Consider the following 25,099-nt stretch of genomic DNA (forward strand, 5'->3'; position numbering starts at 1 on the left):
TTTTCGTGAGATCGGCGGGATGGTTCCAGGACATCTCCTGGGCGGTTTCTGACACGGGCGGGACCGCCGGCGCCTCGGTCGACGTCTCAACTACCTGCCGGTCCAGCTCCGTTGCTGAAACATGCACCTGGAAAGGTGGCGCACACTCTCAGGGTCGAGTCAGCGATTCCGGCGCCGGGCCGCGTCAGACCTCCGGAGCCTCCCCCAGGTGGCTCGGCGCCCACATCGCCAGGCGGGTCTGCACCACGACGACGTTCGGCCCGTCCGCCTGGAACGCGCGCTCGAGCGCGCCGCGCACGTCCTCCACTCCCACCGTCTCGGCGGGCACGCCGAAGGAGGCGGCGAGGGCCTGGAAGTCCGGCCGGTCGAGCTCGGTGGCCGTGGCCTTGCCGAACGCGCCCTCCATGTACTCCCGCAGGATGCCGTACCCGCCGTCGTCGATGATCAGCCACGTCACCGCCGCACCGTGCTGCCGGGCGGCCGCGAGCTCGGCGAGGGAGTACATCGCCGAGCCATCGCCGGCGACGGCGAGCACGCGCCCGTCGATCCCGGTGCGTCCCTGGTGGGCCAGGCCCACCGCGCCGCCGAACGCGGCCGGGAACCCGTAGCCGAGCCCTCCGGCACCCTGCGCCGAGTGGAACTCGCCGTCCTGCGCGTCCCAGCAGTTCCACGCCCAGTAGGCGGCGATGGTCATGTCCCAGTACGTCTGCATGGTCGACGGAACGGCGGCGCGGATGTCCGCCAGGAGCCGGCGCTCCACGCCGAGGTCCTGGGCATCGAGGCGGGCGGTGATGCGCGCGTTGACGTCGGCGACCACCTCGGCCGGGGTGCGGCCGTGCCAGACGGCGGCGTCCTGCGCCACCGAGCCCGACTCGCGCAGCGCCGCGGCGAGCGCCTCGAGCGCCTGGCCTGCGTCGGCGCGCACACCCAGCGTGGGGTGGTTGGTCTCCAGCACGCGCGGCTCCGCGTCCACCTGGATGAGGCGGCCGCGCGGCTCGAGCGTGAAGTAGTTCGAGGTGACCTCGCCGAGCGAGGAGCCGACCACGAGCAGCACCTCCGCGTCCTCGAGCAGGTCTGTGACGAGGCGGTCCTCCACCCAGCCGCCGAGGCTGAGCGGGTGCTCCCACGGGAAGGCGGTGTTGCCGCCCGGCGAGCAGACCACGGGTGCCTGGAGCAGCTCCGCGACCTCCCGCAGGCTCTCCATCGCGGCCCGGCCGGAGCGGCGCACACCGCCGCCGGCCACGATCGCCACCCGCCCGGCCCCGCGCAGCCAGCGTGCGGACTCGGCCACGAGCTCGGCGCGCGGCGGGTGGTCGTAGGGCACGGCCAGGGCGTCCTCGACCGGGGGCACCATGACCTCGCCGAGCAGCACGTCCTGCGGGATCTCGACCCACACCGGCCCCTGCGGCACGGTGACGGCCTCGGCCCACGCGTCCTGGATCGCGGACGGGATGCCCGAGGCATGGTGCACCGTGAACTGGGCCTTGGTGACGTTGCGGGCCGAGGCCTTCTGGTCGTCCAGCTGGTGCAGCATGCCCTTGCGCCGGGCACCGAGCCCGGACAGCGGGATCTGCGAGGCGATCACGAGCATCGGCACACCCGTGGCGTAGGCCTCCTGCAGGCCGGCCAGCGAGGTGAGCGCGCCGGGGCCGGTGGAGAGGAACAGCACCCCGACCTCGCCGGTGGCCCGGGCGTACCCGTCGGCGGCGAAGGCGGCGTTGTTCTCCACGCGGTTCGAGACGAACTCCAGCGGGGAGCGGGACAGGGCGTCGAAGAGGCCGAGGGCGTGCTGGCCCGGGATGCCGAAGACCGTCCGTGCGCCCAGGGCGTGAAGCGTCTCCACGGCCAGGTCGCCGCCGTTGCGCCGCGGGGCCGCCGTCGTCGTCTGCTCGTCGGTCATCGGCCCGGCTCCTCACCGGCGGCCGCGCGGGTGGCGCGGCGGTCGGCCATCAGGGAGATGAGGTCGTAGGCCACATGGGAGGCGGCGACGCCGGTCAGCTCGGCGTGGTCGTAGGCCGGGGCCACCTCCACCAGGTCTGCGCCCACGATGTCGAGCCCGCGCAGCCCACGCAGGATCTCGAGCAGCTCGCGGCTCGTGATGCCGCCGGCCTCGGGGGTGCCGGTGCCCGGCGCGTGCGCGGGGTCGAGGACGTCGATGTCCACCGAGATGTAGAGCGGCCGACCCCCGATGCGCTGGCGCAGCTGGTCCACGATCTCGTCCACGCCCCGACGGAACACGTCCGAGGAGGTGACGATGCCGAAGCCCATGCGGTGGTCGTCGTCGAGGTCCTTCTTGCCGTAGAGCGGACCGCGCGTGCCCACATGCGAGATGGCCTCGGTGTCCAGGATCCCCTCCTCCACGGCGCGGCGGAACGGCGTGCCGTGGGTGTACTCGGCGCCGAAGTAGGTGTCCCACGTGTCCAGGTGGGCGTCGAAGTGCAGCAGGGCCACGGGCTCACCCGCCCGGGCGGAGGCGGCGCGCAGCAGCGGCAGTGCGATGGTGTGGTCGCCGCCGATGGTCATGAGCGAGGAGCCGTCCTCGGTGAGGTCCATCGCGTCCTGCTGGATCGTCTCGATGGCCTCGCCGATGGCGAACGGGTTCACCGCCATGTCCCCGGCGTCCACCACCTGGGCCTGCGCGAAGGGCGAGGTGTCCGTGGCGGGGTTGTACGGGCGCAGCAGCCGCGAGGACTGCCGGACGTGGCCGGACCCGAAGCGTGCACCGGGGCGGTAGGAGACGCCGGCGTCGAACGGGACACCGACCACCTTGATCTCCGGGGCGACGCCGGCCGCGGCCGCCTCGTCCAGGCGCGGCAGCAGCGCGTAGGTGGGGGCGCCGCCGTAGCGGGGCACGAGGGCGGAGTTCACGGGGCCGAGGCGGCCGTTGTCCTCGACGCGGGGGATCTCGAGCATTTGGATGTCCTCTCTGGGCGGTTCGGTTCGGTTCGGTCTGGTCGGTCTGGTCTGTCCGGTGCGGGCGTGCCGCACGGGGTCACGCGTGGCCCACGAGGGTCCACAGCACGACGGCGGGGCGGTCGTCCGGATTGGCCCACGAGTGAGGCTCGCGGCCGGGGAAGGTGACGGTGTCCCCCTCCTCCAACAGGTGCACGGCCTCGGTGGTCCGCAGCTCGAGGCGGCCGGTGACCACGTGCACCGCCTCCACGCGGCAGTCCACGGTGTACAGCTCCGCCTCCCCGCGGCCGCGCGGTGCGATGTCCGCGCGCAGGATCTGCAGGTCGCGACTGCCGCGCGGGGTGATCAGGCGCTCGCGGATGCCCTCGCCGCCGAGGCTGACCGCGGGGGCGTCGGCGAGGCGCACGACCGTCACCTCGGGCGCGTCCAGGACGTCGCCCGGGCTCGCGCCGAGCACCTGGCACAGGGTCACGAGCGTGCTCACGGACGGGCTCGTCAGGTCCCGCTCGAGGCGGGAGAGGAATCCCTTGCTGACGCCGGCCGCCTCGGCGAGCTGGGCCACGGTGAGCCGCCGCGCCTCGCGCAGCGCGCGCAGCCGGCGGCCGATCAGCGACTGGCCCGGCGCGGTCTCGAGCGGGAGGGCCTTCATCGCGTTCCTCCCGACGTCGGCCAGGCGACATCGCCGATGTCCCCCTGGACGACATGTTGTCTGATAAGCAACATGTGTTTACCGTAGACCCGGTTCGTGTGATCGGCAACACGCCGATCACTCCTGTCCCGCCGCGGCGCCCCCGCATCCGGCGCCCCGGATCCCCTCGCCCCAAGGACCGCCCGTGACCCTCAACCTGACCATCGTCGCCGTTTACCTGGTCGGCATGCTCGCCTTCGGCTGGTGGGGCAAGGCCCGCGCCGCCAGCTCGGAGGACTACCTCGTGGCGGGCCGCCGTCTCGGGCCGGTGCTGTTCACCGGCACCATGGCCGCCGTCGTGCTCGGCGGCGCCGCCACCGTGGGCGGCGTCGGCCTGGGGTACGAGTTCGGGCTCTCCGGCGCGTGGCTCGTGGCCGCCATCGGCGTCGGCGTGCTCATCCTGTCGGTGGCGTTCGCCCCGATCCTGGCCCGCCTGAAGATCTACACCGTCTCGCAGATGCTGCGCCTGCGGTACGGCCGCGGCGGGGCCTCGCACGCCTCCTCCTTCGTGATGCTCGCCTACACGCTCATGCTCGCCGCCACCTCCACGGGCGCCTACGCGTCGATCTTCGTGGTGCTCTTCGGCTGGGACCGCTGGCTGTCCGTCCTGGTGGGCGGCGGCATCGTGCTGGCCTACTCAGTGCTCGGCGGCATGTGGTCCATCACCCTGGCCGACATGGCCCAGTTCCTCATCATGACCATCGGCCTGTTCGCCCTCATGCTCCCCCTCTCCCTGGCCAAGGCCGGCGGCTGGAGCGCCATGCAGGAGCGCCTGGGCGCCGAGTTCTTCAGCTGGGACGGGATCGGCGTGCAGTCGATCGTCACCTACTTCGTGATCTACACCCTCGGCCTGCTGATCGGCCAGGACGTCTGGCAGCGCGTGTTCACGGCCCGCTCCCCCCGCGTGGCGCAGATCGGCGGCGCCACCGCGGGCCTGTACTGCATCGTGTACGGCGTCGCGGGCGCCGTGATCGGCATGGCCGCCCGCACGGTCACCGCGGACATCGCCACCCAGGACGACGTGTTCGCGTGGGTCGCCCAGAACCTGCTGCCCGTCGGCGTCGGCGGCGTGGCCCTGGCGGCCGCCGTTGCGGCCATGATGTCCACCGCCTCGGGCGCGATCATCGCGGCCGCGACCGTGATGCGCACCGACATCCTCCCGATCCTCCGCGGCGAGGCGACCGCCGCCGAGGACGGCGCCGTCGCCGAGGACGCGGCCACGGAGACCGCGGCGGAGCTCGCCTCGAACCGCGGCTGGGTGCTGCTGCTCGGCGCCGTCGTGCTGGGGCTGGCGATCGTCGTCCCGGACGTGGTGGCGGCCCTGACCATCGCGTACGACATCCTCGTGGGCGGCCTGTTCGTCGCGATCGTCGGCGGCCTCGTGTGGAAGCGCGGCACCGGCACGGCGGCCCTGTGGTCCATGGTGGTCGGGACGGTGGGCACCCTCGGCACCATGGGCTGGCTCGAGCTGAACGCGGCCGAGCCCTTCGAGGGCGTCTTCGCGAACGAGCCGATCTACGTCGGCCTGGCCGCCTCCGCCGTCGTGTACGTGCTCCTCAGCCTGATGACCCGGCCCACCGACCCCGCGGTCCTCGAGGCCTGGCGGGTGCGCTCCCGCCACGGCGTCGACCCCGCGGTCCGAGCGCAGGTCTGACCGATGCGCCCGGGGCCTGCGGTCCTCCGATGCCCGCACGATGGTCAGGCCAGACGATGCGGCGGCGGGCGATCCTTCCTCAGGCTCCTCCCGGCCCCTAGTGTTTCCGTATAGCTCGGGACCGGGACTCCCCCTCGGGTTCGTCCCGTCTCCCGCCCTGCCAGGGCCTCGATAGAGACAGAAAGGCAGCAGTTCCCATGACCACCAAGAACCGCGCCGTGGCCTTCCACGGCATCAAGGACGTGCGCGTCGACGAACTGGACTTCCCCAAGCTGGAGATGCCCAACGGCTCCGCCGCCCCGCACGGCGTCATCCTCAAGATCGTCGCCACCAACATCTGCGGCAGCGACCTGCACATCTACCGCGGCTCCTTCCCCGTGCCCGAGGGCATGGTGCTGGGTCACGAGATGACCGGCCAGGTGCTGGAGGTCGGCAGCGACGTCCAGTTCCTGCAGGAGGGCGACCTCGTCTCGGTGCCGTTCAACGTGGCCTGCGGCCGATGCCGCAACTGCCGCGCCGGCCGCACCGAGGTCTGTGAGACCGCCAACCCGGAGCAGGCGTGTGCCGCCTACGGCTTCAATCTGGGCGACTTCCAGGGCGGACAGGCCGAGTACCTGTTCGTGCCGTACGCCGACTTCCAGCTGCTGCGCTTCCCGGACCAGGAGCAGGCGATGGAGAAGATCCTGGATCTGGCCGTGCTCTCGGACATCCTGCCCACGGCGTTCCACGGTCTCATGTCGGCCGGCGCCAAGCCCGGCTCCACCGTCTACATCGCCGGCGCCGGCCCTGTGGGCCGGTGCGCCGCGGCCGCCGCTCGGCTGCTGGGCGCCTCGTGCATCATCGTGGGCGACCAGGACGCCTCGCGGCTGGAGCTGGTGCGCAAGCACGGCTGCGAGACCATCGACCTCTCCGTCACGGAGAACCTGCAGGACGCCGTGAACGACATCCTCGGCGAGCCGATGGTGGACTGCGCGGTGGACTACGTCGGCTCCGAGGCCCACGGCCTGGGCTCCGAGTCCGATGAGATGCAGCCGATCGCCGCCGTGAACCAGGTCCTGGACATCACCCGTCCGGGCGGTGCCACGGGCATCATCGGCATCTACGGGCCGGACCCGATCGCGGAGACGAAGGCCGAGCAGGAGGGCACCTTCCCGGTGGACTTCGGCAAGGCCTGGATCAAGTCGCCCCACATCATCGGCGGGCAGGCGCCCATCATGCGCTACAACCGCCAGCTGATGATGTCGATCCTGTGGGACCGGATGCCGTACCTGACGGAGATGGTCAACCCGCGCGTGATCAGCCTGGATGAGGCACCCCAGGCCTACGCGGAGTTCGACCAGGGCTCCGTGGACAAGTTCGTCATCGACCCCCACGGCATGATCGCCCGCTGAGCGGTCCGCCTCTGCAGGCACGACGGCGCCCCTCACCTGCCCGCGCAGGTGAGGGCGCCGTCGTGCCTGCGGATCATGCCGCGTGCAGCAGCGTGGCGGTGATCCCGAGGGCCGCCAGGCCTACCACCAGCGCGACCATGCAGGCCACCGACGCCAGGGCCGGCCGGGCCTGCTCCCGCGCGATCCCGTCCGCCTGCGCCACGTAACGCCGGCGCTGCGTGGCCAGCACCGCCGCCCCGCCGACGGCCGCCACCACCGCAGGCCCGAACGCCCACGCGCCGACGGCCGGCCACCACCTCAGGAACGTGAGGCTGAGGACGCCCAGCGCCAGAACCGTGCGGCCCCAGCTCATCACGGTGCGCTCGGGCTGCAGCCCCGGGTCGTGATGCAGACGCATCGCCTCAGCCCCGCGGCAGGACGACGGCGAGCATCAGCACCACGACGGCCAGCACGACGCCCCCCGCCAGGACCGGGACGATCAGCGGCAGCGGCAGCGGACGGCCGCGGCGCATCGCCCGCTCTACCCGGAGCCAGCGCACACCCGCGCCCAGGGCGAGCAGCGCCGCCAGGACGAGCAGCACCGTGCTCAGCACCACCCGGACCGGCGGCGCGAAGAGGGCGCCGGTGAACGCCTCCACCGCGACCCCGCCGGCCAGCAGCGCCAGCGCCGTCCGGACCCAGGCCAGGAACGTGCGCTCATTGGCGAGCGTGAACCGGGGGTCCGGCTCCACCCCGCCCGCCAGGAGGCGGTGCTGCCAGGCCGGCCGGCCGCCGTCGTGGGCGGCGGCCTCGGGGCCGTCGGGGGTCTCTGCTGCGTCCATGCGGCCATGGTAGCGACGGCGTAGACTGGCGGGTCGGGCGCGCGCCCGGCCGCCGTGGTCCGCGGCGGCGGCGCCCGTCCCCGCCCGACCATCCGATGGAGCCCCATGAGCCCCGCCCACACCGCCACTCCTGCAGCACGCCCCGAGCCGACCCGCGAGCAGGTCCGACGCTGGCGCCGCTACCTCGCCGACGAGATCGCCGAGGGCCAGATCTACCGCGACATCGCCGCCCGCAAGGACGGTGTGGAGCGCGACATCCTGCTCGGCCTCGCCGAGGCCGAGCGCCGCCATGAGCAGCACTGGCGGATTCTCCTGGGCAAGCACGCCGAGAACCCCCCACGCCCCTCCTTCCGTCGCGTCCTGCTGCGCTGGCTCGCACGGATCTTCGGCTCCGTGTTCGTGCTGGCCCTGGCCCAGCGCGCCGAGTCGGACACTCCCTACGCGGAGGACCAGGACGCCCCCGAGGGCATGGTGGCGGACGAGGCCATCCACGAGGAGGTCGTGCGCGGCCTCGCCGCCCGGGGTCGCGAGCAGCTGGCAGGCAACTTCCGTGCCGCCGTCTTCGGCATGAACGACGGGCTGGTCTCCAACCTGGCGCTCGTGATGGGCATCGGCGCGACGGGCGTGGCGCCGTCCGTCGTGCTGTTCACGGGCGTGGCCGGCCTGCTGGCGGGCGCGCTGTCCATGGCGGCCGGCGAGTACGTCTCGGTGCGGTCCCAGCGGGAGCTGCTCGAGGCATCCTCCCCCACCCAGATCACCCTCGAGGCGGCCCAGCACCTGGACCTGGACCACAACGAGCTCAAGCTCGTCTACCTGGCCCGCGGCATGACGCCCGAGGACGCCGAGCACCGCGCGCTCGAGCGCCTCGGCTATCTCACGTGCGACTGCAACCCGCGGTTCTCCGCCCGTCCCGACGGCTCCCAGGGACCCGTGGACCACTCGAACTCCTTCGCGGAGATCGGCTCGGCGTGGAGCGCCTCCCTGTCCAGCTTCGCGTTCTTCGCCTCCGGCGCGCTCATCCCGATCCTGCCGTACATCTTCGGCATGTCCGGGCCGTGGGCCCTGGGCCTGGCTGCGGCGATGGTGGGCGCGGCCCTGCTCTTCACCGGCGGTGTGGTCGGGCTGCTGTCCGGCTCCTCGCCCCTGGCGCGGGGCCTGCGTCAGCTCGCGATCGGCTACGGCGCCGCCGCCGTGACGTACGTGCTCGGCCTGCTGTTCGGGGCGAACGTGGGCTGAGCGACGTCCGCCGCCTGCTCTGCCCCGCACGGCACACGGCCCCTGCCCCTCACGACGAGGGACAGGGGCCGTGGTGCATCCGCCTGCCGGTGCGGAGCGCCGGCATCGGCGCCCCGCACCGCGGGATCAGGCCTGGGCCTGCAGGATCTCCCGCATGAGCTGGGCGGTCTCGGACGGGGTCTTGCCGACCTTCACGCCCGCAGCCTCGAGGGCCTCCTTCTTGGCCTGCGCGGTGCCGGCGGAGCCGGAGACGATGGCGCCGGCGTGGCCCATGGTCTTGCCCTCCGGGGCGGTGAAGCCGGCCACGTAGCCGACGACCGGCTTGGTGACGTTGGCCTTGATGAACTCGGCCGCACGCTCCTCGGCGTCGCCACCGATCTCACCGATCATCACGATGGCCTGGGTGTCCGGGTCGGCCTCGAACGCCTCGAGGGCGTCGATGTGGGTGGTGCCGATGATCGGGTCGCCGCCGATGCCGATGGCGGTGGAGAAGCCGAAGTCACGCAGCTCGTACATCATCTGGTAGGTCAGCGTGCCGGACTTGGACACGAGGCCGATGGGGCCGGAGCCGGTGATGGTGGCCGGGGTGATGCCCGCCAGGGCCTCGCCCGGGGTGATGACGCCGGGGCAGTTCGGGCCGATGATGCGGGTCTTCGGCTTGCCGTCCTCGCCGGTCTTGGACTGGGACAGGGCGAAGAACTTGGCGGTGTCCTGCACCGGGATGCCCTCGGTGATGACCACGAGCAGCGGGATCTCGGCCTCGATGGCCTCGATGGCGGCGTCCTTGGCGAAGGCCGGCGGCACGAAGGCCACGGACACGTCCGCACCGGTCTTCTCCATGGCCTCCTTGACGGTGCCGAAGACGGGCAGCTCGACGGCGTTGCCGTCCTTGTCCTCGTGGGACACGGTGGTGCCGGCCTTGCGGGCGTTCACGCCGCCCACGATGTTCGTGCCGGCCTTGAGCATGAGGCGGGTGTGCTTGGTGCCCTCACCGCCGGTGATGCCCTGGACGATGACCTTGGAGTCCTTGTTCAGGTAGATCGACATAGCTGTTTCCTCAGTCTTTCCGAACGGTCAGTTCGCGGAGTGGGCGAGCTCGGCGGCCTTGTCGGCGCCCTCGTCCATGGTGGCGGCCAGGGTGACGAGCGGGTGGTTCGCCTCCTGCAGGATGCGGCGGCCCTCCTCCACGGCATTGCCGTCCAGGCGCACGACCAGCGGCTTGGTGGCGGTGTCACCCAGGATCTCGAGGGCCTTGACGATGCCGTTCGCGACCTGGTCGCACGCGGTGATGCCGCCGAAGACGTTCACGAACACGGACTTGACCTGCTCGTCGCCCAGGATGACGTCGAGGCCGTTGGCCATGACCTCGGCGTTGGCGCCGCCGCCGATGTCCAGGAAGTTGGCCGGCTTCACGCCGCCGTGCTGCTCGCCGGCGTACGCGACGACGTCGAGGGTGGACATCACGAGGCCGGCGCCGTTGCCGATCACGCCGACCTGGCCGTCCAGCTTCACGTAGTTGAGGCCGTTGGCCTTGGCCTTGGCCTCCAGCGGGTCCTCGGTGCGCTCGTCGACGAGGGCGGCGTGGCCCTCGTGGCGGAACGCCGCGTTGTCGTCGAGGGAGACCTTGCCGTCCAGGGCGAGGATCGTGCCGTCGCCGGTCTTCACCAGCGGGTTCACCTCGACGAGGGTGGCGTCCTCCTTCTCGAAGACCTCCCAGAGCTTCTGGATGACCTCGGCGACGTCGGCGCGCAGCTCCTCGGGGAAGCCCGCCTCGGTGACGATCTTCTGGGCGGTCTCGGCGTCGATGCCGGTCAGCGGGGAGACGGGCACCTTGGCGAGGGCCTCGGGGCGCTCCTCGGCGAGCTGCTCGATCTCCATGCCGCCCTCGACCGAGCACATGGCCAGGTAGGTGCGGTTGGCGCGGTCCAGCAGCACGGAGAAGTAGTACTCCTCGGCGATGTCGGCGCCCTGGGCGATCATGACCTGGTGCACGGTGTGGCCCTTGATGTCCATCCCCAGGATGGCCTTGGCGTGCTCGTAGGCCTCGTCGGCCGTCTTGGCGACCTTCACGCCGCCGGCCTTGCCGCGGCCGCCGACCTTCACCTGCGCCTTGACGACGGTGACGCCGCCGATCTTCTCCGCGGCCGCCTTGGCCTCGTCCGGGGTCTGCGCAACGATGCCGGCCAGCACGGGGACGCCGTGCGCCTCGAACAGATCGCGCGCCTGGTACTCATACAGGTCCACGGTGGTGTGTCCTTCTTGGTCGAAGACAGGGTCTGCCGGCCTCGCCCGCGGGCGCGGCCGACGTCGACGCCCCCTCCGTGGCCGGGCCGGGCGCGGGGGCACGGCGGGGCGGCGGACGGCGGCGTTCCACGGCTCACTGTAGTCCACGCCCCGGGGCGACCGGGGGGTCGGCGGGCCGGTCCCGTCAGCCCTCGACCTTCGTCAGCGGCGCGTAGCGCAGCAGCAGCCGCTTCTGTGCCCCGGTGGCGTCGAAGGTGACGGTCGCGACGGTCTTGTCCCCCGCGCCCGCGACGGCGTCCACGCGCCCCTCGCCGAAGGTCGCGTGGGAGACGCGGTCGCCCGGGTTGAGCGCCGCGATCTCCTTCTGCGGCTGCACCCGGCTCGGGGCCTTCCCGCGCACCACACCGGAGGGCACCGTGAGGTCCGCCGGCTCGTCCCCGCGGGTGAGGCGCTGGGGTCGCGCGCCGTCGTCGTCCCGGGACCGCCAGGCCGGCCGCCCGCCACCGAACCGCCCCGCGTAGCGCGAGGTGCCGGCGCCGGTCAGGCTCAACGACCCGGCCGAGCGGGTGGTGCCCTCCCGCTCCCAGTCGATGAGCGCCTCCGGGATCTCCCCGAGGAACTGGCTGGGCGGGTTGAACTGGTGCTGGCCCCACAGCGAGCGTGCCTCGGCGCGCGTCAGGAACAGGCGACGGCGGGCGCGCGTCAGGCCCACGTACGCCAGGCGACGCTCCTCCGCGAGCTCCTTCTCGTCCGTCATCGAGCGGGCATGCGGGAACACCCCGTGCTCCATGCCCGTCAGGAACACCACGGGGAACTCGAGGCCCTTGGCGGTGTGCAGCGTCATGAGCGTGACCTGGCCCTGCTGCTCCGCGAGCGCCTCGCCCTCCACGTCCGGGGCCGTAGGCAGCTGGTCAGCGTCCGCCACGAGCGCCACCTGCTCGAGGAAGTCGGACAGGGTGCCGTCCGGATGCGTCGTCTCGAAGGAGCGGACGACGGCGACGAGCTCGCCGAGGTTGTCCGCGCGGGACTCGTCCTGCAGGTCCTCGGACTCGCGGAGGGCGGCCAGCATCCCGGACTGCTCGAGGACGGCCTCCAGGACGGTGGCCGGGCCGGCGGACTCGGCGACCTGGCCGAGGTCGTCCATCATCTGCACGAAGCCGCGGACGGCCTTGAGCGAGCGGGCGGCCATGCCGGGAGCGTTCTCGGCGTCGCGCAGGGCCGCGGAGAACGTAGAGCGGTTCCGCTCGGCCCACGCGGCGACGGCGCCCTCGGCCCGGTCCCCGATGCCCCGCTTGGGCTCGTTGAGGATGCGGCGCACGTTGACGTCGTCGTCGGGGTTGACGATCACCCGCAGGTAGGCGAGCGCGTCCTTGATCTCCTTGCGGTCGTAGAAGCGCGTGCCGCCGATGACGCGGTACGGGATGCCGCGCGTCACCAGCCGCTCCTCGAGCGCACGGGACTGCGCGTTGGTCCGGTAGAACACGGCGACGTCGGCCGGGCGGATCCCGTCCTCGTCCTGCAGCCGGTCGATGGTGGTGGCGATCCACTCCGCCTCGGCGGACTCGTTCTCCGCGGCGTAGCCGACGATCGCCGGGCCCTCCCCCTCGGCCGTCCACAGGCGCTTGGGACGGCGGTCCGGGTTGCGCTCGATCACCGCGTTGGCGGCGTCCAGGATGGTCTGTGTGGAGCGGTAGTTCTGCTCGAGCTTGATGGTGGCGGCGTCCGTGAAGTCCTGCTCGAACTCGACGATGTTGCGGATGTCCGCGCCGCGGAACGCGTAGATGGACTGGTCCGAGTCGCCGACGACGGTCAGCTCGCCGCCGGGGGTCTCCACGCCCTCGGGGTCACCCGCCGGGCCGGAGAGGAGCCGGATCAGGCGGTACTGGGCGTGGTTGGTGTCCTGGTACTCGTCCACGAGGACGTGGCGGAACCGGCGGCGGTAGTTGTCCAGCACGCGCGGGAACGCCTCGAACATGTGGACCGTCATGCCGATCAGGTCGTCGAAGTCCAGGGCGTTGGCCTGGCGCAGGCGGGCCGTGTAGTCCCGGTAGACGGCGGCGACGGCGCGGCCCCACGGGTCCCCCTCGGCCACGGTGGCGGCGTAGTCGTCCGCCTCCACGAGCTCGTTCTTCAGGGAGCTGATGCGGTTCAGCAGGGCCTTGGGCGCGAAGCGCTTCGGGTCCAGCTCGTGCTGCTTGGCGACGGTGGTGACCAGGCGCAGGCTGTCCGCCGAGTCGTAGATGGTAAACGTGGACTTCAGCCCGATGTTGGCGGCCTCGTTGCGCAGCAGCCGCACGGCGGAGGAGTGGAACGTGGAGATCCACATCCGCTGGGCGGTGGGACCGATCAGCCCGGCCACGCGCTCGCGCATCTCCGCGGCGGCCTTGTTCGTGAAGGTGATGGCGAGGATCTCATGCGGCCGCGCCCGTCCGGTGGCGAGCAGCCACGCGATGCGGTGGGTCAGCACCCGGGTCTTGCCCGAGCCGGCGCCCGCCACGATCAACAGGGGCGCCCCCGTGTGGGTCACCGCGGCGGCCTGCTGCGGGTTGAGCCCCGCCACGAGCGACTCGGGAGTGTGCGCCGGAGCGGCCGGGCGGGCGTCCTCGCCCCAGGCCTCGGGGTCCGCGGCCGCGCGCGTGACGGCCGGGGGCACGAGCCCGGGCAGGGCGGTCTCCGGGTCCGCGGGGCGGCGGGTCCGGTCGAGGTTCAGGGGCGTGCGTCCGAGCGCGGAGAAGAGGTCAGCCATGGCGGACCCAGTCTAGGCGGGGCTCCGGACGCGACAGGGGGCGCCGTCGTCGCCATCCCCCACCGCGCCGCCCCGCCCCACCCCACCCGCACTTTCGAACGTGATGGGGGGCCTATCTCGCGTTCGAAAGTCCCCATGACCCCGATTTCACGTTCGAAAGTGGGCGGGAATCGACCGGCCCGCTATGGTCTTCTGGGCGTTCCGCGCGATGTGGCGGCGGAGCCCCCTTCCCCGCCCTGCCACGCCACCCCGGAGCCGCCATGTCCACGACGCCGACCCCGCCCGTGTCCCACGGGTCCGCCCCCAGCCGGATGACCTGGATGGACGCCATGCGCGGATTCGCCGTGCTGCTGGTGATGTTCACCCACACCTACACGATGCCGCAGGGGCTCGACGCGACCTTCAGCTCCGTGGCGTTCGCGAACGTGGTGCAGGTGTTCCAGTCGTGGCGGATGCCGATGCTCGTGTTCCTGTCCGGCGTCCTGCTGCCCCGCTCGGTGTCCAAGCCGCTGGGCACGTACTACCGCGGCAAGGCGGAGCGGATCCTGTGGCCGTTCCTCGTCTGGATGGTCGTCCTGGCGCTGGCCACGGGCAAGCCCGGATCCCTGCTGTCCGTCGAGTTCTGGCGCGGCGGCGCGTGGCACCTGTGGTTCCTGTGGGTGCTCATGCTCTGCTACCTCATCGGCCCGGTGATCCGTCGCGTCCCGGCGCTGGTGGTCGCGGCCGTCCTCTTCGTGCTGCTCCTCGAGTTCGTCAGCGGCCCCCGCGACTGGGTGCGTCCCCTGTACTGGGGCGTGTACTTCTTCCTCGGTGCCGCGTCCGCGCGACTGCTCCCCCGGATCCGCACGGCGCCCGCCGCCCTGGGTGTGATCGCGGTGATCCTCATGGTGCTCACCGTGACGGCCACGCGCACCGGCGCGCTCGTGGTGGCGGAGCGCCAGCCCTGGTCCGTGTTCGCCGCGCTGCCGGGGATCCTCGTGGTGCTGTGGCTCGGCCCGCGCCTGCCCCGTCTGCCGTTCCTCGAGTTCTGCGGCCGCCGCTCGATGGTCCTCTACGTCGCCCACATGCCGGTGCTGATCCTGGCGGTGGCGGCCTTCCGCGACCTCGCCGCGGTCCGCCCGGTCGACTTCTACGTGGCCATCGCGTCGTTCACGTTCCTCGTCCCGCTCGCCCTCGCGCTCGGCTACCGACGGGTTCGCTGGCTCTTCGAATTCCCGACGGCGGGACGCGTCCGGGCGCGTCCTCGCACCCGGGCCACGGTCCCGGGAGCGGCGGACGCCGTGCCGGCACAGACCGCCGAGCCCGCCTCGACGACGGCGCCCCTGCCGGTCGTCGAGCCGGCGTCCCCGCCGCAGCCCGCCGCGGGGCCGACCCCGGCCGCCGAGCCGGCGGCCGGCGCACCCGCCCGGGTCCGGGCCCCCCGCCCGCGGCCTCGCCACGCGGACTGAGCAGCCCCGGCCCCGACCCCGCCACCCCGGCATCCCCGCCACCCCCGCACTTTCGAACGTGACGGAGGGCCTGTCTCGCGTTCGAAAGTCCCCATGACCCCGATCTCACGTTCGAAAGTGGGCTGGACGAAGCGGAGCCTGACCGGGGCCGGGCCGGCTCGGCCGGTCTGGGAGGATGGACCGCGGAGGTGCCCCGTGTCCCAGAAGTCCCGCAAGTCCCGTCCGCGCCCGTCGCGGCCCGCCGCGCGCCCGGTCGCCGAGTCCCCGCGCTCCCGTCCCGCGCTGCGGGACGTCCACGTCCGTGAGGACCTCGCCACGGCCGCTGAGCGCGAGGGCAGCCCGGCGATCCCGGTGAGCGCGCTGATCGTGACCACCCTGCTCGTGGGCGCGTACCTCCATCTGCTGGTGCTGCAGCAGATGACCCAGCTCAGCGGCGGCCTGGCGATGCCGGACTCCCTGCTGTTCTACGGGCAGGACCACATCCGCGCGCTCTCCGCGGTCATGGACGAGGACGCCCGCGGCCAGCTGAACTGGGTGCACAAGACGGCCGGCGTGATCTTCCCGATCGCCGTGGCGCTGACGGTCACCGCGGTCGGCGCGTGGCGCCTGCGTCCCGCCGGGGCCAAGTGGGTCGTCTTCGGGCTGGGGGTCCTGTTCGCGGTCGTGGACATCTGCGAGAACATCGCGATCGAGCAGGCCATCGCCGCCGGCGGCCCGGGCGCCGGCCTGGCCGCCGCCCTGACGCTGACCCGCTGGGTCCTGCTCGCGCTGCTCGCGCTGGCGGTGGCCGTGATGCTGTGGGCCGGGCGGCGCCGTCGTCGTGGTCCCGCCGCGCGGGAGGCCTGAGGGGCTCGGCTAGACTCGATCACCGGACCGACGCGCGGTCCACGCCCCAGTAGCTCAGTTGGATAGAGCGACCCTCTCCTAAAGGGTAGGCCGTCGGTTCGATTCCGGCCTGGGGCACCCGGGCGGCCGATCCGGCCGCCGCCTCACTCCGCGTCGGCGAATTGCGTGGTGTAGAGCTCCACGTACCGTCCGTCCGCCGCGAGCAGCGCGGTGTGCGTGCCGCGCTCCACGATCCGCCCGGCCTCGACCACGAGGATCTCGTCCGCACTGCGGACGGTGGAGAGCCGGTGGGCGATCACGATCGCGGTCCGCCCGGCCAGGGCCTCCCCCAGCGCCTCCTGGATGGCGCGCTCGTTGGTGGAGTCCAGCGCCGCCGTCGCCTCGTCCAGCACCACGACGCGCGGGGCCGCCAGCAGCAGCCGCGCGATCGTCATGCGCTGCCGCTCACCGCCGGAGAGGCGGTAGCCGCGCTCGCCGACCACGGTGTCCAGCCCGTCCGGCAGCGCCTCGACGACGGAGCGCAGGCGCGCCCGCTCGATGGCGTCCCACAGCTGTTCGTCCGTCGCATCGGGGCGGGCCAGCGTCAGGTTGGCGCGCACGGTCTCGTGGAAGAGGTGGCCGTCCTGGGTCACCATGCCCACAGCCCGCTGCAGGTCCGCGAACGCGAGGTCCCGCACGTCCACGCCGCCGATCTCGACGGCGCCGGAGGTGACGTCGTGCAGGCGGGTGACGAGCGAGGCGATGGTGGACTTGCCCGCACCCGAGGAGCCCACGAGGGCCACGGTGGCCCCGGCGGGCACGGCCACGTCGATCCCGTGCAGCACCTCCTCGCCGCCGCGCGTATCCAGCACGGCGACCTCCTCGAGGGAGGCCAGGGACACCTGCTCCGCGGTGGGGTAGGCGAAGCGCACGTCCCGCAGCCGCACGGACAGGGGCCCCTCCGGCAGGGTTGCGGGCCGCGCGGGCTCCGTGATGAGGGGCTCCAGGTCCAGGACCTCGAACACGCGCTCGAAGCTCACGAGCGCGCTCATGATCTCCACGCGGGCGTTCGCCAGCGCGGTCAGGGGCGCATACAGGCGGGTCAGCAGCAGGGCGAGGGTGACGACGTCGCCGGCGTCGAGGGTGCCCGCGATCGCCTGGAGCCCGCCCACGCCGTACACGGCCGCGAGCGCGAGCGCGGAGACCAGGGTGAGCAGCGTGGTGAAGACGGCCTGGCGCACGGAGATGTCCACGCCGGTGGCGCGCACGCGGTCCGCACGGCGGGCGAACTCGGCGGACTCGGCGGCGGGGCGGCCGAAGAGCTTGATGAGCGTGGCGCCGGGAGCGGAGAACCGCTCGGTCATCTGGTCGCCCATGGCCGCGTTGTGCCCGGCCCGTTCGCGGGACAGGCCCGCCAGCTTCGAGCCGACCGCCCGGGCCGGCAGCAGGAACAGCGGCAGCATCACGAGGGACAGGACGGTGACCTGCCAGCTGGTGGCCACCATCACGCCCAGGGTCAGCGCGACGGACACCACGTTCGCGACGACGCCGGAGAGCGTCCGCGAGATCGCCGACTGCGCCCCGATCACGTCGTTGTTCAGGCGCGAGACGAGCGCGCCGGTGCGGGTGCGCTGGAAGAACGCCACCGGCATGCGCTGCACGTGGTCGAACACGGCGGTGCGCAGGTCGTAGATGACCTGTTCCCCCAGCCCGGCGGAGAGCCACTTGGTGAACACGGACAGCGCCGCGTCGAGCACCGCCACGAGGGCGATCAGCAGGGCCAGCCGCACCACGAGCCCGCGGTCCGCGCCACCGGTGATCGCGTTGACGACGTCGCCGGCCAGCACCGGCGAGGCCACGCCGAGCACCGCGCCCACGATGGACGCCGCGACGAACACGATCAGGCGGGTGCGGTACCGGCCCGCGAACGCGATGGTCCGGCGCACCGTGCCGCGGGCGAGGCTCTGCTGGGCGTCGGACTGCCCGTGGGTCATCCGCATCATGGACATCCGTGCCGCCGACTCCATGCTCATGGGCCCCTCCGCTCTCTCGACCGTTCGAGAGTCTAGGAACCGCCGGGCACGAGCGGGCGCGATTCCGCTTCCGGCGTCAGGCCGCCAGGCGCAGGTAGTCCCGCCACGCCTCGGCGGGCCGCTCCAGCTCGCGGATCCGCCACTGGGCCCCGCGCGGGCGCACCGGCTCCACCCGCAGCCGCCAGCCCAGGGCCTCGAGCGAGCGGTCCGCCTTCGCCCCGTTGCAGCGCAGGCAGCAGGCCACGAGGTTCTCCCACGAGTTCTCGCCGCCCCGCGAGCGCGGCCGCACGTGGTCCACGGTGGTGGCGTGGGCGCCGCAGTAGGCGCAGCGGTGTCCGTCCCGGCGCAGCACGCCCTTGCGGGAGACCGGGGCCGCATCCGTGTGGGGCACCCGGATGTACTGGTGCAGCAGGATCACGAGGGGCCGGCCCCACGCGCGGGTGGGGCTGCGCATCGGGTCACCGGCGTCCTCGAGCACGCTCGCCTTGCCGGTGGCCACGAGCAGCAGCGCCCGGCGGTCGGAGACGACCGAGAGGGGTTCGTAGCCGGCGTTGAGGACGAGTGTGCGCATCGGGGGCCTCGGAAGCGTGGGGACACAGGGGCGTCGTGTCTCCACGCTAGACGCGGGTGCATCGGCGCGCCACGTGTCGCCTGCGGCGGCGGAAGAGGTTCACCGGCCCGTCACCGGGCCATCACGCCCCCGTCACGCACGACGGCGGCGCACCGCGTCTCAGCCGTCGAGACGCTCGACCCACACGTGCGCGGCCGTGGCCTCGGCGAGCTCGAGGGCCCCGCCGTCCGCGGCCGCGCCGTCCTCCGCCTCGCCCTCGACTCGGATGTACCCGGCGTCGCGGGCGGCCTGGGCACGCACCACGCGGCCCGGGGTGACGCCGGCGCCGGCCAGCTGAGCCAGCAGCTCGGGGTCGGTCTGCACGCCCTCGGCCAGCCCGCGGACGCGGAACCGGCCGGCGGTGGCGGCCTCCTCGGAGAGCCGGGTGCCCGCCAGGCCCATCTCGCGGCTCCAGTCCTCGGCGGAGGCCTGCTCGGGCCGGGGCGGGATCGGGGTGCCATAGGGGGTCTCGGTGGGGTTCTCCAGCAACGTGAGCAGGCGGCGCTCCACCTGGTCGCTCATCACGTGCTCCCAGCGGCAGGCCTCCTCGTGGACGAGCTCCCACTCGAGGCCGATCACGTCCGCGAGCAGGCGCTCGGCCAAGCGGTGCTTGCGCAGCACGGACACGGCCCGCTCGCGGCCCGCCACGGTCAGCTCCAGCCGACGGTCCGTGCCCACGTGCACCAGCCCGTCCCGCTCCATGCGGGCCACGGTCTGGGAGACGGTGGGTCCGGAGTGCTCCAGTCGCTCGACGATGCGGGCGCGCAGCGGGGGGATGCCCTCCTCCTCGAGCTCGAGGATCGTGCGCAGGTACATCTCGGTGGTGTCGATCAGATCCGTCATGGCGCGTCCTCTTCCCTCGGGCTCTTCGTCCCGGACATCCTAGCGAGGCGTGAGTCACGTGGACGGCCGGTGGTCCCGGGCGCGGGAGAATGGGCACGACCCGCGACCCCGAAGCGTCAGGAGCACGCATGACCTCCCCCGCCGAGATCACCATCCCCCAGGACCTGCTGCCGGCCGACGGCCGCTTCGGCGCCGGCCCGTCCAAGGTGCGCCCCGAGCAGCTGAGGGCGCTCCAGGACGCGGCAGGGCTGCTCGGCACCTCGCACCGCCAGAAGCCGGTCAAGGACCTCGTGGCGCGCGTCCGGTCCGGCGTCGCCGAGCTGTTCTCGGCGCCGGAGGGCTACGAGGTGATCCTCGGCGTCGGCGGCTCCACCGCGTTCTGGGACGCGGCCGCCTTCAGCCTGGTCCGCGAGCGCGCCCAGCATCTGAGCTTCGGCGAGTTCGGCTCGAAGTTCGCCAAGGCCACCGACCAGGCGCCGTTCCTGGCGCCGTCGGACATCCGCACCTCCGAGCCGGGCACCCGCCCCGAGCCGGAGGCCGTGGCCGGGGTCGACGTGTACGCGTGGCCGCACAACGAGACCTCCACCGGCGTGATGGCGCCCGTCGTCCGCCCCGCGGGCATCGACGAGGACGCGCTGGTCGTCGTCGACGCCACCTCGGCCGCGGGCGGCCTGCCGGTGGACGTGTCCGAGGCGGACGTGTACTACTTCGCGCCGCAGAAGAACTTCGCGTCCGACGGCGGCCTGTGGCTCGCGCTGTTCTCCCCGCGGGCCCTGGCGCGGGTCGCGGAGATCAAGGAGTCCGGCCGCTGGATCCCGGCGTTCCTCGACCTGGCCACGGCCGTGGAGAACTCCCTCAAGGACCAGACCTACAACACGCCGGCGCTGGCCACGCTCGTCATGCTGGACGCGCAGCTGCGCTGGATGAACGGTCAGGGCGGGCTGGACGCGATGACCGCCCGCACCGCCGACTCCTCCTCGCGCGTGTACGCGTGGGCCGAGGCGTCGTCCTTCGCCACGCCCTTTGTGGCCCGGTCCGAGGACCGCTCCGCCGTGGTCTGCACCGTCGACTTCTCCGACGACGTCGACGCGGCGGCGGTCGCCCAGGCCCTGCGCGCGAACGGCGTGGTGGACGTGGAGCCCTATCGCAAGCTCGGCCGGAACCAGCTGCGGATCGCGACCTTCGCCGCGATCGAGCCCGAGGACGTCGCGGCACTGCTGCGCTGCATCGACCACGTGGTCGAGCGCCTGGCCTGAGCCGGGTCAGCCGAGGGCCGCGGCCCCGAGCGTCCCGTCCCCCTCGGCCTCGGGCGCCGGGGCGCCGGGCACGCGGCCCTCGGCCACGGCCTTCAGCCGCTCGCGCTCCTCCTCGTTCACGCGCTCGGCGTACGGCACCCACGGGGGTGCCACGAGCGAGCCCTCCCCCGCCATGAGACCGGTCTCGCACACGGTGACCTGCTTGGCACGCGGGGCTCGGGCGATCGTCACGTACCAGAGCCAGCCCGCGTAGCCGGGCAGGTGGCATGCGAAGCGGTGGGTCAGGAGGCGGTCGTCGTCCACGAGCACGTCCACGTGCTCCCCCACCTCGTCCGGGGCGGCCAGCCCGGCCAGCCCGGCGCGGGCGGCGTCCACGGCGGCAGCGAGCAGCTCGTCGCGGCGCGGGGCCCGGCGACGCGCGGGCGGCACGGCCGTCCTCTCCTCGGCGGGCTCGGCGTCGGGGCTCCGGTGGTCGACGCGCGGGGCGTCCTCGTGGGTGGTCATGGCTCAGGCCTCCAGGTCGTCGGCGACACGGCGCAGCACCTGCGCCATCTTCTGCGCCTGGGCGCGCTGGGGGTAGCGGCCGCGGCGCAGGCCGTTGGAGGCCTGGTCCAGCCACGTGATGAGGTCCTCCATGAGGACGGCCATCTCGGTGGCGCCCGGCCGGTGGTTGCGGACCACCGAGGGCGCGGCGTCGAGCACGCGCAGCGAGAGCGCCTGCTTGCCGCGGCGGCCCTCGGCCACGCCGAACTCCACGCGGGTGCCTCCGCGCAGCTCGGTCACCCCGGCCGGCAGGGCCGAGGCGGGCACGTGGACCTCCTCGCCCTCGTCCGTCTGGGCGAACCCGAAGCCCTTGGTCGAGTCGTAGAACTTGATGCGTCCGGTGGGCATGTGCGTCACCTGCTCCTCGTCATGTGGGTCCTCCGCGTCGGGCCGGCGCCGCAGGGGCGGCCGTGCTCTCGTCTCGGGTCGGCGGGGTCCGGCACCGGCGTGGCGGTGCGCCGCGGCATCGGTGGGACCAGCCTGGCCGTGCGCCCGGAGGGGACGGCGGAGGACGTGGTCGTCAATGACCTCCCAGGATAGCCCGACTAGAGTGGCGGGCATGCCTCGGACCTCCACCCTCCCCGCCCCCGCGCCCACCGACCACCGGGGCGGTCGTGGCGTCGTCCTGGTGCTGGGCGTGGCCGTGACGGCGGTGTCCGCCCTGGCCCTGGTGGCCCTGCTGGCCGCGTACTTCCTGGCGTGGCCGGCGTCCCCGGCGCTGTTCGCCCTCGCGCTGTTCGGCCTGCCCGTCGGCTTCGGCCTGATGCTGCTGCACGTGGTGCTGGGCGCCGTCCGACGCTCGCGCCCCTGAGTCGCCGGGCCGACGACGCCCCGCGGCATCCAGCACCCTTTCAGGGTGTTCCCAGGTCAGAGCGGTTGACTGGGCCCCATGCAGCCTCAGAACCCCGAAGCACGCCTCCTGGTGGTGGACGACGAGCCCAACATCCGCGAGCTGCTCTCCACATCCCTGCGCTACGCCGGCTTCGAGGTCACGGCCGCGGCCAACGGCCGGGAGGCCCTGGACGCCGCCGAGGAGTTCCAGCCGGACCTGGCCGTGCTGGACGTGATGCTCCCGGACATGGACGGCTTCACCGTGACCCGCCGCCTGCGCTCCGCCGGCCGTCACTTCCCCGTCGTGTTCCTCACCGCGCGGGACGGCACCGAGGACAAGATCACCGGCCTGACGGTCGGCGGCGACGACTACGTGACCAAGCCGTTCTCCCTCGACGAGGTGGTCGCCCGCATCCGCGCCGTGCTGCGCCGCACTGCCTCCCTCGACGACGACGACGCGGCGGTGCTGCGCGTGGACGATCTCGAGCTCGACGACGACGCGCACGAGGTCCGCCGCGGCGGCGAGGTCGTGGAGCTCTCCCCCACCGAGTTCAAGCTGCTGCGCTACCTCATGATGAACCCGAACCGGGTGCTCTCGAAGGCCCAGATCCTGGACCACGTGTGGGAGTACGACTTCAACGGGGACGCCTCGATCGTCGAGTCCTACATCTCCTACCTGCGCCGCAAGATCGACGTCGGCGGCCACGAGAAGATGATCCACACCAAGCGCGGCGTCGGCTACATGCTCCGCACCGCGGACAAGCGCTGACGTGCGTGCGCGGCTCGACGCCGCGGCGGCCCACGTCCGCCATCCGCGCGCCTGGCTGAGGGGCACGTGGCAGGGGCAGTCCCTGCGCACCAAGCTGGTCGTGATGATCGCGGCGCTCATGCTGGCCCTGGTCGCCGTCACCGCCGTGGCGACCGCGGTGCTGTTCCGCCAGGAGGCGGTGCGCCAGCTGGACGAGGACATGGCCGCCAACCGGGACACCGTCTCGATGTACCTGGCCAACGTCGCCCAGACCGGCGAGTACTACATGCCGCAGCTGCCCATCCTGCGCTTCTACGGCGTCGTGTGGGACAACGAGGGCGCGCGGGTCGTCCAGACCCCGGTGATGCCGGGTGCGGACGAGCCGGCCCTGCCGGACATCACCCCGGCCGAGGCCCTGGAGCGCGGCTCCGCCTCCTTCGAGGTGCCCGGCACACAGCCGGACTCGAGCGGCTGGCGCGTGCAGCTGTACGGGCTCAGCAGCGGCGACGGCACCATGGCCGTGGCCCTTCCCCTGCAGAGCGTGACCTCCTCCGTCGAGCGCGTCACCTCGATCGTCGTGACCATCGGCCTGCTCGCGACGGCGGGCACCGTGATCGTGGCCAACCTGGCGGTCCAGCGCGCGTTCCGCACCCTGAACCGCGTGGAGCGCACCGCCGCCAAGATCGCCGCCGGCGACCTGAGCCAGCGCGTGGAGAGCGCGGCGCCCGACACCGAGGTGGGCCGGCTCTCCCGCTCTCTCAACGCCATGCTCGCGCACATCGAGTCCGCGTTCCGGGACAAGGAGATCTCCGAGGACAAGATGCGCCGCTTCGTGCAGGACGCCTCCCACGAGCTGCGCACGCCCCTGGTCACCATCCGCGGGTTCTCCGAGCTGTACCGGCACGGCGGGCTGCGCGAGGAGGAGGACGTCGCCGCCGCCATGCAGCGCATCGAGTCCGAGGCCACCCGCATGACCCGCCTCGTGGAGGACCTGCTCACCCTGGCCCGTCTCGACGAGCAGCGCCCCCTCGAGCACGCCCCGGTGGACCTGCTCATCCTCGCGATGGACTCCCTGATGGACGCGTCCGTGAACGCCCCGGACCGCAAGGTCACCCTCGTGGGCCCCGACGACGACCGGGCGGCCCCGGCGCCCATCCTCGGCGACGAGAACCGGATGCGCCAGGTGGTCGTGAACCTCATGACCAACGCCCTGCGCTACACCCCCGCCGGCACCCCCATCGAGATCGCGGTCGGCACCGTCGACCACCTCGGCGGCCAGGCGGGGGCGGACGGTGCGGGCCGCAGCTCCGTGATCGAGATCCGTGACCACGGGGCGGGCGTGTCCGAGGAGGACCGTGCCCGCATCTTCGAGCGGTTCTACCGCGCGGACACCTCCCGGCACCGCGAGACGGGCGGCACGGGGCTCGGCCTGGCCATCGTCGCGGCGATCGTGGCCCAGCACGGCGGCTCCGTCCGGCTGCTGGAGACCGAGGGCGGCGGCGCCACCTTCTCCGTCCACCTGCCGTGGGCACCGTTCGAGGACGAGGCGGACGAGGACGTCGAGGACGAGCGCCTGCCCGCACGGGACACCGACGACGACGCGGCCGGTCCGCCCACCGGCCCCCTCGCCCTGGCCGCGCCGTCGGGCGCCGGCGCCAGCGCCGCGGACGCCGCCCGGAGCAGCCGCCTGCTGCGTGCGGCGGAGCGGTTCCGTCGCGCCTCGGCCGAGCGCCGCCGTCGGGCGTCTGCTCCTGCACAGGCGCCTCAGGCCGACCCCCCGTCCCCAGGCGAGGACGACCCGGCGGCGGAGCGGGACGCCCGTCCCTAGCGTGGTGCCCGGCGGCACCCGCCGCCCATCAGCACTCGTCAGAGGGGACAGTCACATGAGCATCGTGCAGATCGACGTCGAGGACCTGCGGGCCAAGAGCGGGGCGGTGGAGGGCTCCATCGGACGCCTCCAGGCGGAGGTGAGCACCATGGAGGCCAACCTGCGCCAGCTGCAGGACACCTGGCGCGGCCAGGCGGCCGCGAACTTCCAGGGCGTGCTCACCGAGTGGCGCGCCACCCAGCAGCGCGTGGAGGAGTCCCTGGCGGGCATCCGCCGCGCGATGGACGCCGCCGCCACCCAGTACCAGGACGCGGAGACCGCCAACGCCGCGATGTTCCGGTTCTGAGCGCCCGGAACGGACCGGGGGGGGGGGGGGGGGGGGGGGGGGGGGGGGGGGGGGGGGGGGGGGGGGGGGGGGGGGGGGGGTGGTGGCGGGGGGGG

At 73.1% G+C, this 25,099-nt stretch carries 23 protein-coding genes and 1 tRNA gene; 11 read left to right on the forward strand and 13 right to left on the reverse strand.

Translation table 11 applies throughout. From position 1 onward, the window contains the following. Positions 1-184 precede the first annotated feature (184 nt). The 3 genes from ACFI33_RS09195 to ACFI33_RS09205 all read right to left on the reverse strand — a co-directional run bounded on the left by ACFI33_RS09195 (position 185) and on the right by ACFI33_RS09205 (position 3,562). A complete protein-coding gene (locus ACFI33_RS09195; protein WP_434783959.1) occupies positions 185-1,900 on the reverse strand; it encodes a thiamine pyrophosphate-binding protein in 1,716 nt (571 codons plus the stop codon). Then, complete coding sequence (gene speB / locus ACFI33_RS09200) at positions 1,897-2,913, reverse strand: agmatinase (protein ID WP_127435237.1); 1,017 nt, start codon at positions 2,911-2,913, stop codon at positions 1,897-1,899. Before speB ends, ACFI33_RS09195 begins: the two co-directional genes overlap by 4 nt. Positions 2,914-2,992: 79 nt before the next feature. Beyond that, on the reverse strand, positions 2,993-3,562 hold the full coding sequence (locus ACFI33_RS09205) for an XRE family transcriptional regulator (protein WP_127435236.1): 570 nt from the start codon (positions 3,560-3,562) through the stop codon (positions 2,993-2,995). A 184-nt stretch (positions 3,563-3,746) separates the two neighbouring features. Here ACFI33_RS09205 and ACFI33_RS09210 point away from each other — a divergent pair, with 184 nt between their 5' ends. Together ACFI33_RS09210 and ACFI33_RS09215 are read left to right on the forward strand one after the other, a co-directional pair. Continuing rightward, positions 3,747-5,255, forward strand: a complete 1,509-nt coding sequence (locus ACFI33_RS09210) for a sodium:solute symporter family protein (RefSeq protein WP_127435235.1) — start codon at positions 3,747-3,749, stop codon at positions 5,253-5,255. A 197-nt stretch (positions 5,256-5,452) separates the two neighbouring features. Beyond that, on the forward strand, positions 5,453-6,646 hold the full coding sequence (locus ACFI33_RS09215; protein WP_462623965.1) for an alcohol dehydrogenase catalytic domain-containing protein: 1,194 nt from the start codon (positions 5,453-5,455) through the stop codon (positions 6,644-6,646). 73 nt (positions 6,647-6,719) lie between these two features. On the opposite strand, the gene ACFI33_RS09220 is transcribed toward ACFI33_RS09215, so the two are convergent. Together ACFI33_RS09220 and ACFI33_RS09225 are read right to left on the reverse strand one after the other, a co-directional pair. After that, the gene (locus ACFI33_RS09220; RefSeq protein ID WP_036317009.1) at positions 6,720-7,043 is read right to left on the reverse strand and encodes a DUF202 domain-containing protein; all 324 of its coding nucleotides are present in this window, start codon (positions 7,041-7,043) and stop codon (positions 6,720-6,722) included. A gap of 4 nt (positions 7,044-7,047) precedes the next feature. Further along, on the reverse strand, positions 7,048-7,467 hold the full coding sequence (locus tag ACFI33_RS09225; protein ID WP_036317007.1) for a YidH family protein: 420 nt from the start codon (positions 7,465-7,467) through the stop codon (positions 7,048-7,050). A gap of 105 nt (positions 7,468-7,572) precedes the next feature. Here ACFI33_RS09225 and ACFI33_RS09230 point away from each other — a divergent pair, with 105 nt between their 5' ends. Then, entirely contained in the window at positions 7,573-8,703 is a 1,131-nt protein-coding gene (locus ACFI33_RS09230) for a VIT1/CCC1 transporter family protein (protein WP_127435455.1), read from the forward strand. Between the two features lie 126 nt (positions 8,704-8,829). On the opposite strand, the gene sucD is transcribed toward ACFI33_RS09230, so the two are convergent. From sucD to pcrA, 3 genes are all read right to left on the reverse strand, one after another. Further along, the gene (gene sucD / locus ACFI33_RS09235) at positions 8,830-9,750 is read right to left on the reverse strand and encodes a succinate--CoA ligase subunit alpha (RefSeq protein ID WP_012750749.1); all 921 of its coding nucleotides are present in this window, start codon (positions 9,748-9,750) and stop codon (positions 8,830-8,832) included. Between the two features lie 27 nt (positions 9,751-9,777). Beyond that, positions 9,778-10,947, reverse strand: a complete 1,170-nt coding sequence (gene sucC, locus ACFI33_RS09240; protein ID WP_101965708.1) for an ADP-forming succinate--CoA ligase subunit beta — start codon at positions 10,945-10,947, stop codon at positions 9,778-9,780. A 184-nt stretch (positions 10,948-11,131) separates the two neighbouring features. Next, positions 11,132-13,693: a DNA helicase PcrA gene (pcrA, locus tag ACFI33_RS09245; protein ID WP_127445810.1), complete on the reverse strand. Its 2,562-nt coding sequence runs from the start codon at positions 13,691-13,693 to the stop codon at positions 11,132-11,134. A 260-nt stretch (positions 13,694-13,953) separates the two neighbouring features. On the opposite strand from pcrA, the gene ACFI33_RS09250 reads away from it, so the two are divergent. The 3 genes from ACFI33_RS09250 (at position 13,954) to ACFI33_RS09260 (ending at position 16,104) form a co-directional block, all read left to right on the forward strand. Further along, complete coding sequence (locus ACFI33_RS09250) at positions 13,954-15,141, forward strand: acyltransferase family protein (RefSeq protein WP_080695847.1); 1,188 nt, start codon at positions 13,954-13,956, stop codon at positions 15,139-15,141. Between the two features lie 195 nt (positions 15,142-15,336). Next, positions 15,337-15,987 (forward strand): hypothetical protein, encoded by a 651-nt coding sequence (locus ACFI33_RS09255; protein WP_127445809.1) that lies wholly within the window; start codon positions 15,337-15,339, stop codon positions 15,985-15,987. A 43-nt stretch (positions 15,988-16,030) separates the two neighbouring features. Further along, a tRNA-Arg gene (locus ACFI33_RS09260) sits at positions 16,031-16,104 on the forward strand. Positions 16,105-16,130: 26 nt separating this feature from the next. On the opposite strand, the gene ACFI33_RS09265 is transcribed toward ACFI33_RS09260, so the two are convergent. The 3 genes from ACFI33_RS09265 to ACFI33_RS09275 form a co-directional block, all read right to left on the reverse strand. Then, the gene (locus ACFI33_RS09265) at positions 16,131-17,999 is read right to left on the reverse strand and encodes an ABC transporter ATP-binding protein (RefSeq protein ID WP_174233301.1); all 1,869 of its coding nucleotides are present in this window, start codon (positions 17,997-17,999) and stop codon (positions 16,131-16,133) included. 76 nt (positions 18,000-18,075) lie between these two features. Beyond that, positions 18,076-18,570 carry an HNH endonuclease gene (locus ACFI33_RS09270; RefSeq protein WP_020628346.1) on the reverse strand — a complete coding sequence of 165 codons (495 nt, stop codon included), beginning with the start codon at positions 18,568-18,570 and terminating at the stop codon, positions 18,076-18,078. Positions 18,571-18,729: 159 nt separating this feature from the next. Continuing rightward, a complete protein-coding gene (locus ACFI33_RS09275; protein WP_036337415.1) occupies positions 18,730-19,452 on the reverse strand; it encodes a metal-dependent transcriptional regulator in 723 nt (240 codons plus the stop codon). A 128-nt stretch (positions 19,453-19,580) separates the two neighbouring features. Between ACFI33_RS09275 and serC the strand changes: the two genes are divergently transcribed. Further along, a complete protein-coding gene (gene serC, locus ACFI33_RS09280) occupies positions 19,581-20,708 on the forward strand; it encodes a phosphoserine transaminase (protein ID WP_127445987.1) in 1,128 nt (375 codons plus the stop codon). 6 nt (positions 20,709-20,714) lie between these two features. Here the strand turns inward: serC and ACFI33_RS09285 are convergent, their stop codons facing one another. After that, on the reverse strand, positions 20,715-21,212 hold the full coding sequence (locus tag ACFI33_RS09285; protein WP_036317992.1) for a DUF3027 domain-containing protein: 498 nt from the start codon (positions 21,210-21,212) through the stop codon (positions 20,715-20,717). Positions 21,213-21,215: 3 nt separating this feature from the next. Further along, positions 21,216-21,599, reverse strand: coding sequence for a cold-shock protein (locus ACFI33_RS09290; RefSeq protein ID WP_010079414.1), 384 nt, complete (start codon positions 21,597-21,599; stop codon positions 21,216-21,218). 211 nt (positions 21,600-21,810) lie between these two features. Between ACFI33_RS09290 and ACFI33_RS09295 the strand changes: the two genes are divergently transcribed. The 4 genes from ACFI33_RS09295 to ACFI33_RS09310 all read left to right on the forward strand — a co-directional run bounded on the left by ACFI33_RS09295 (position 21,811) and on the right by ACFI33_RS09310 (position 25,004). Then, on the forward strand, positions 21,811-22,062 hold the full coding sequence (locus tag ACFI33_RS09295; RefSeq protein WP_036337423.1) for a hypothetical protein: 252 nt from the start codon (positions 21,811-21,813) through the stop codon (positions 22,060-22,062). Positions 22,063-22,140: 78 nt separating this feature from the next. Then, positions 22,141-22,851 carry a response regulator transcription factor gene (locus tag ACFI33_RS09300; RefSeq protein ID WP_010079417.1) on the forward strand — a complete coding sequence of 237 codons (711 nt, stop codon included), beginning with the start codon at positions 22,141-22,143 and terminating at the stop codon, positions 22,849-22,851. A gap of 1 nt (position 22,852) precedes the next feature. Next, a complete protein-coding gene (locus ACFI33_RS09305) occupies positions 22,853-24,658 on the forward strand; it encodes a sensor histidine kinase (RefSeq protein ID WP_010079418.1) in 1,806 nt (601 codons plus the stop codon). Between the two features lie 55 nt (positions 24,659-24,713). Continuing rightward, the gene (locus ACFI33_RS09310) at positions 24,714-25,004 is read left to right on the forward strand and encodes a WXG100 family type VII secretion target (protein ID WP_010079419.1); all 291 of its coding nucleotides are present in this window, start codon (positions 24,714-24,716) and stop codon (positions 25,002-25,004) included. Positions 25,005-25,099: the final 95 nt, after the last annotated feature.

The organism is Micrococcus sp. PSi08, assembly GCF_054960655.1.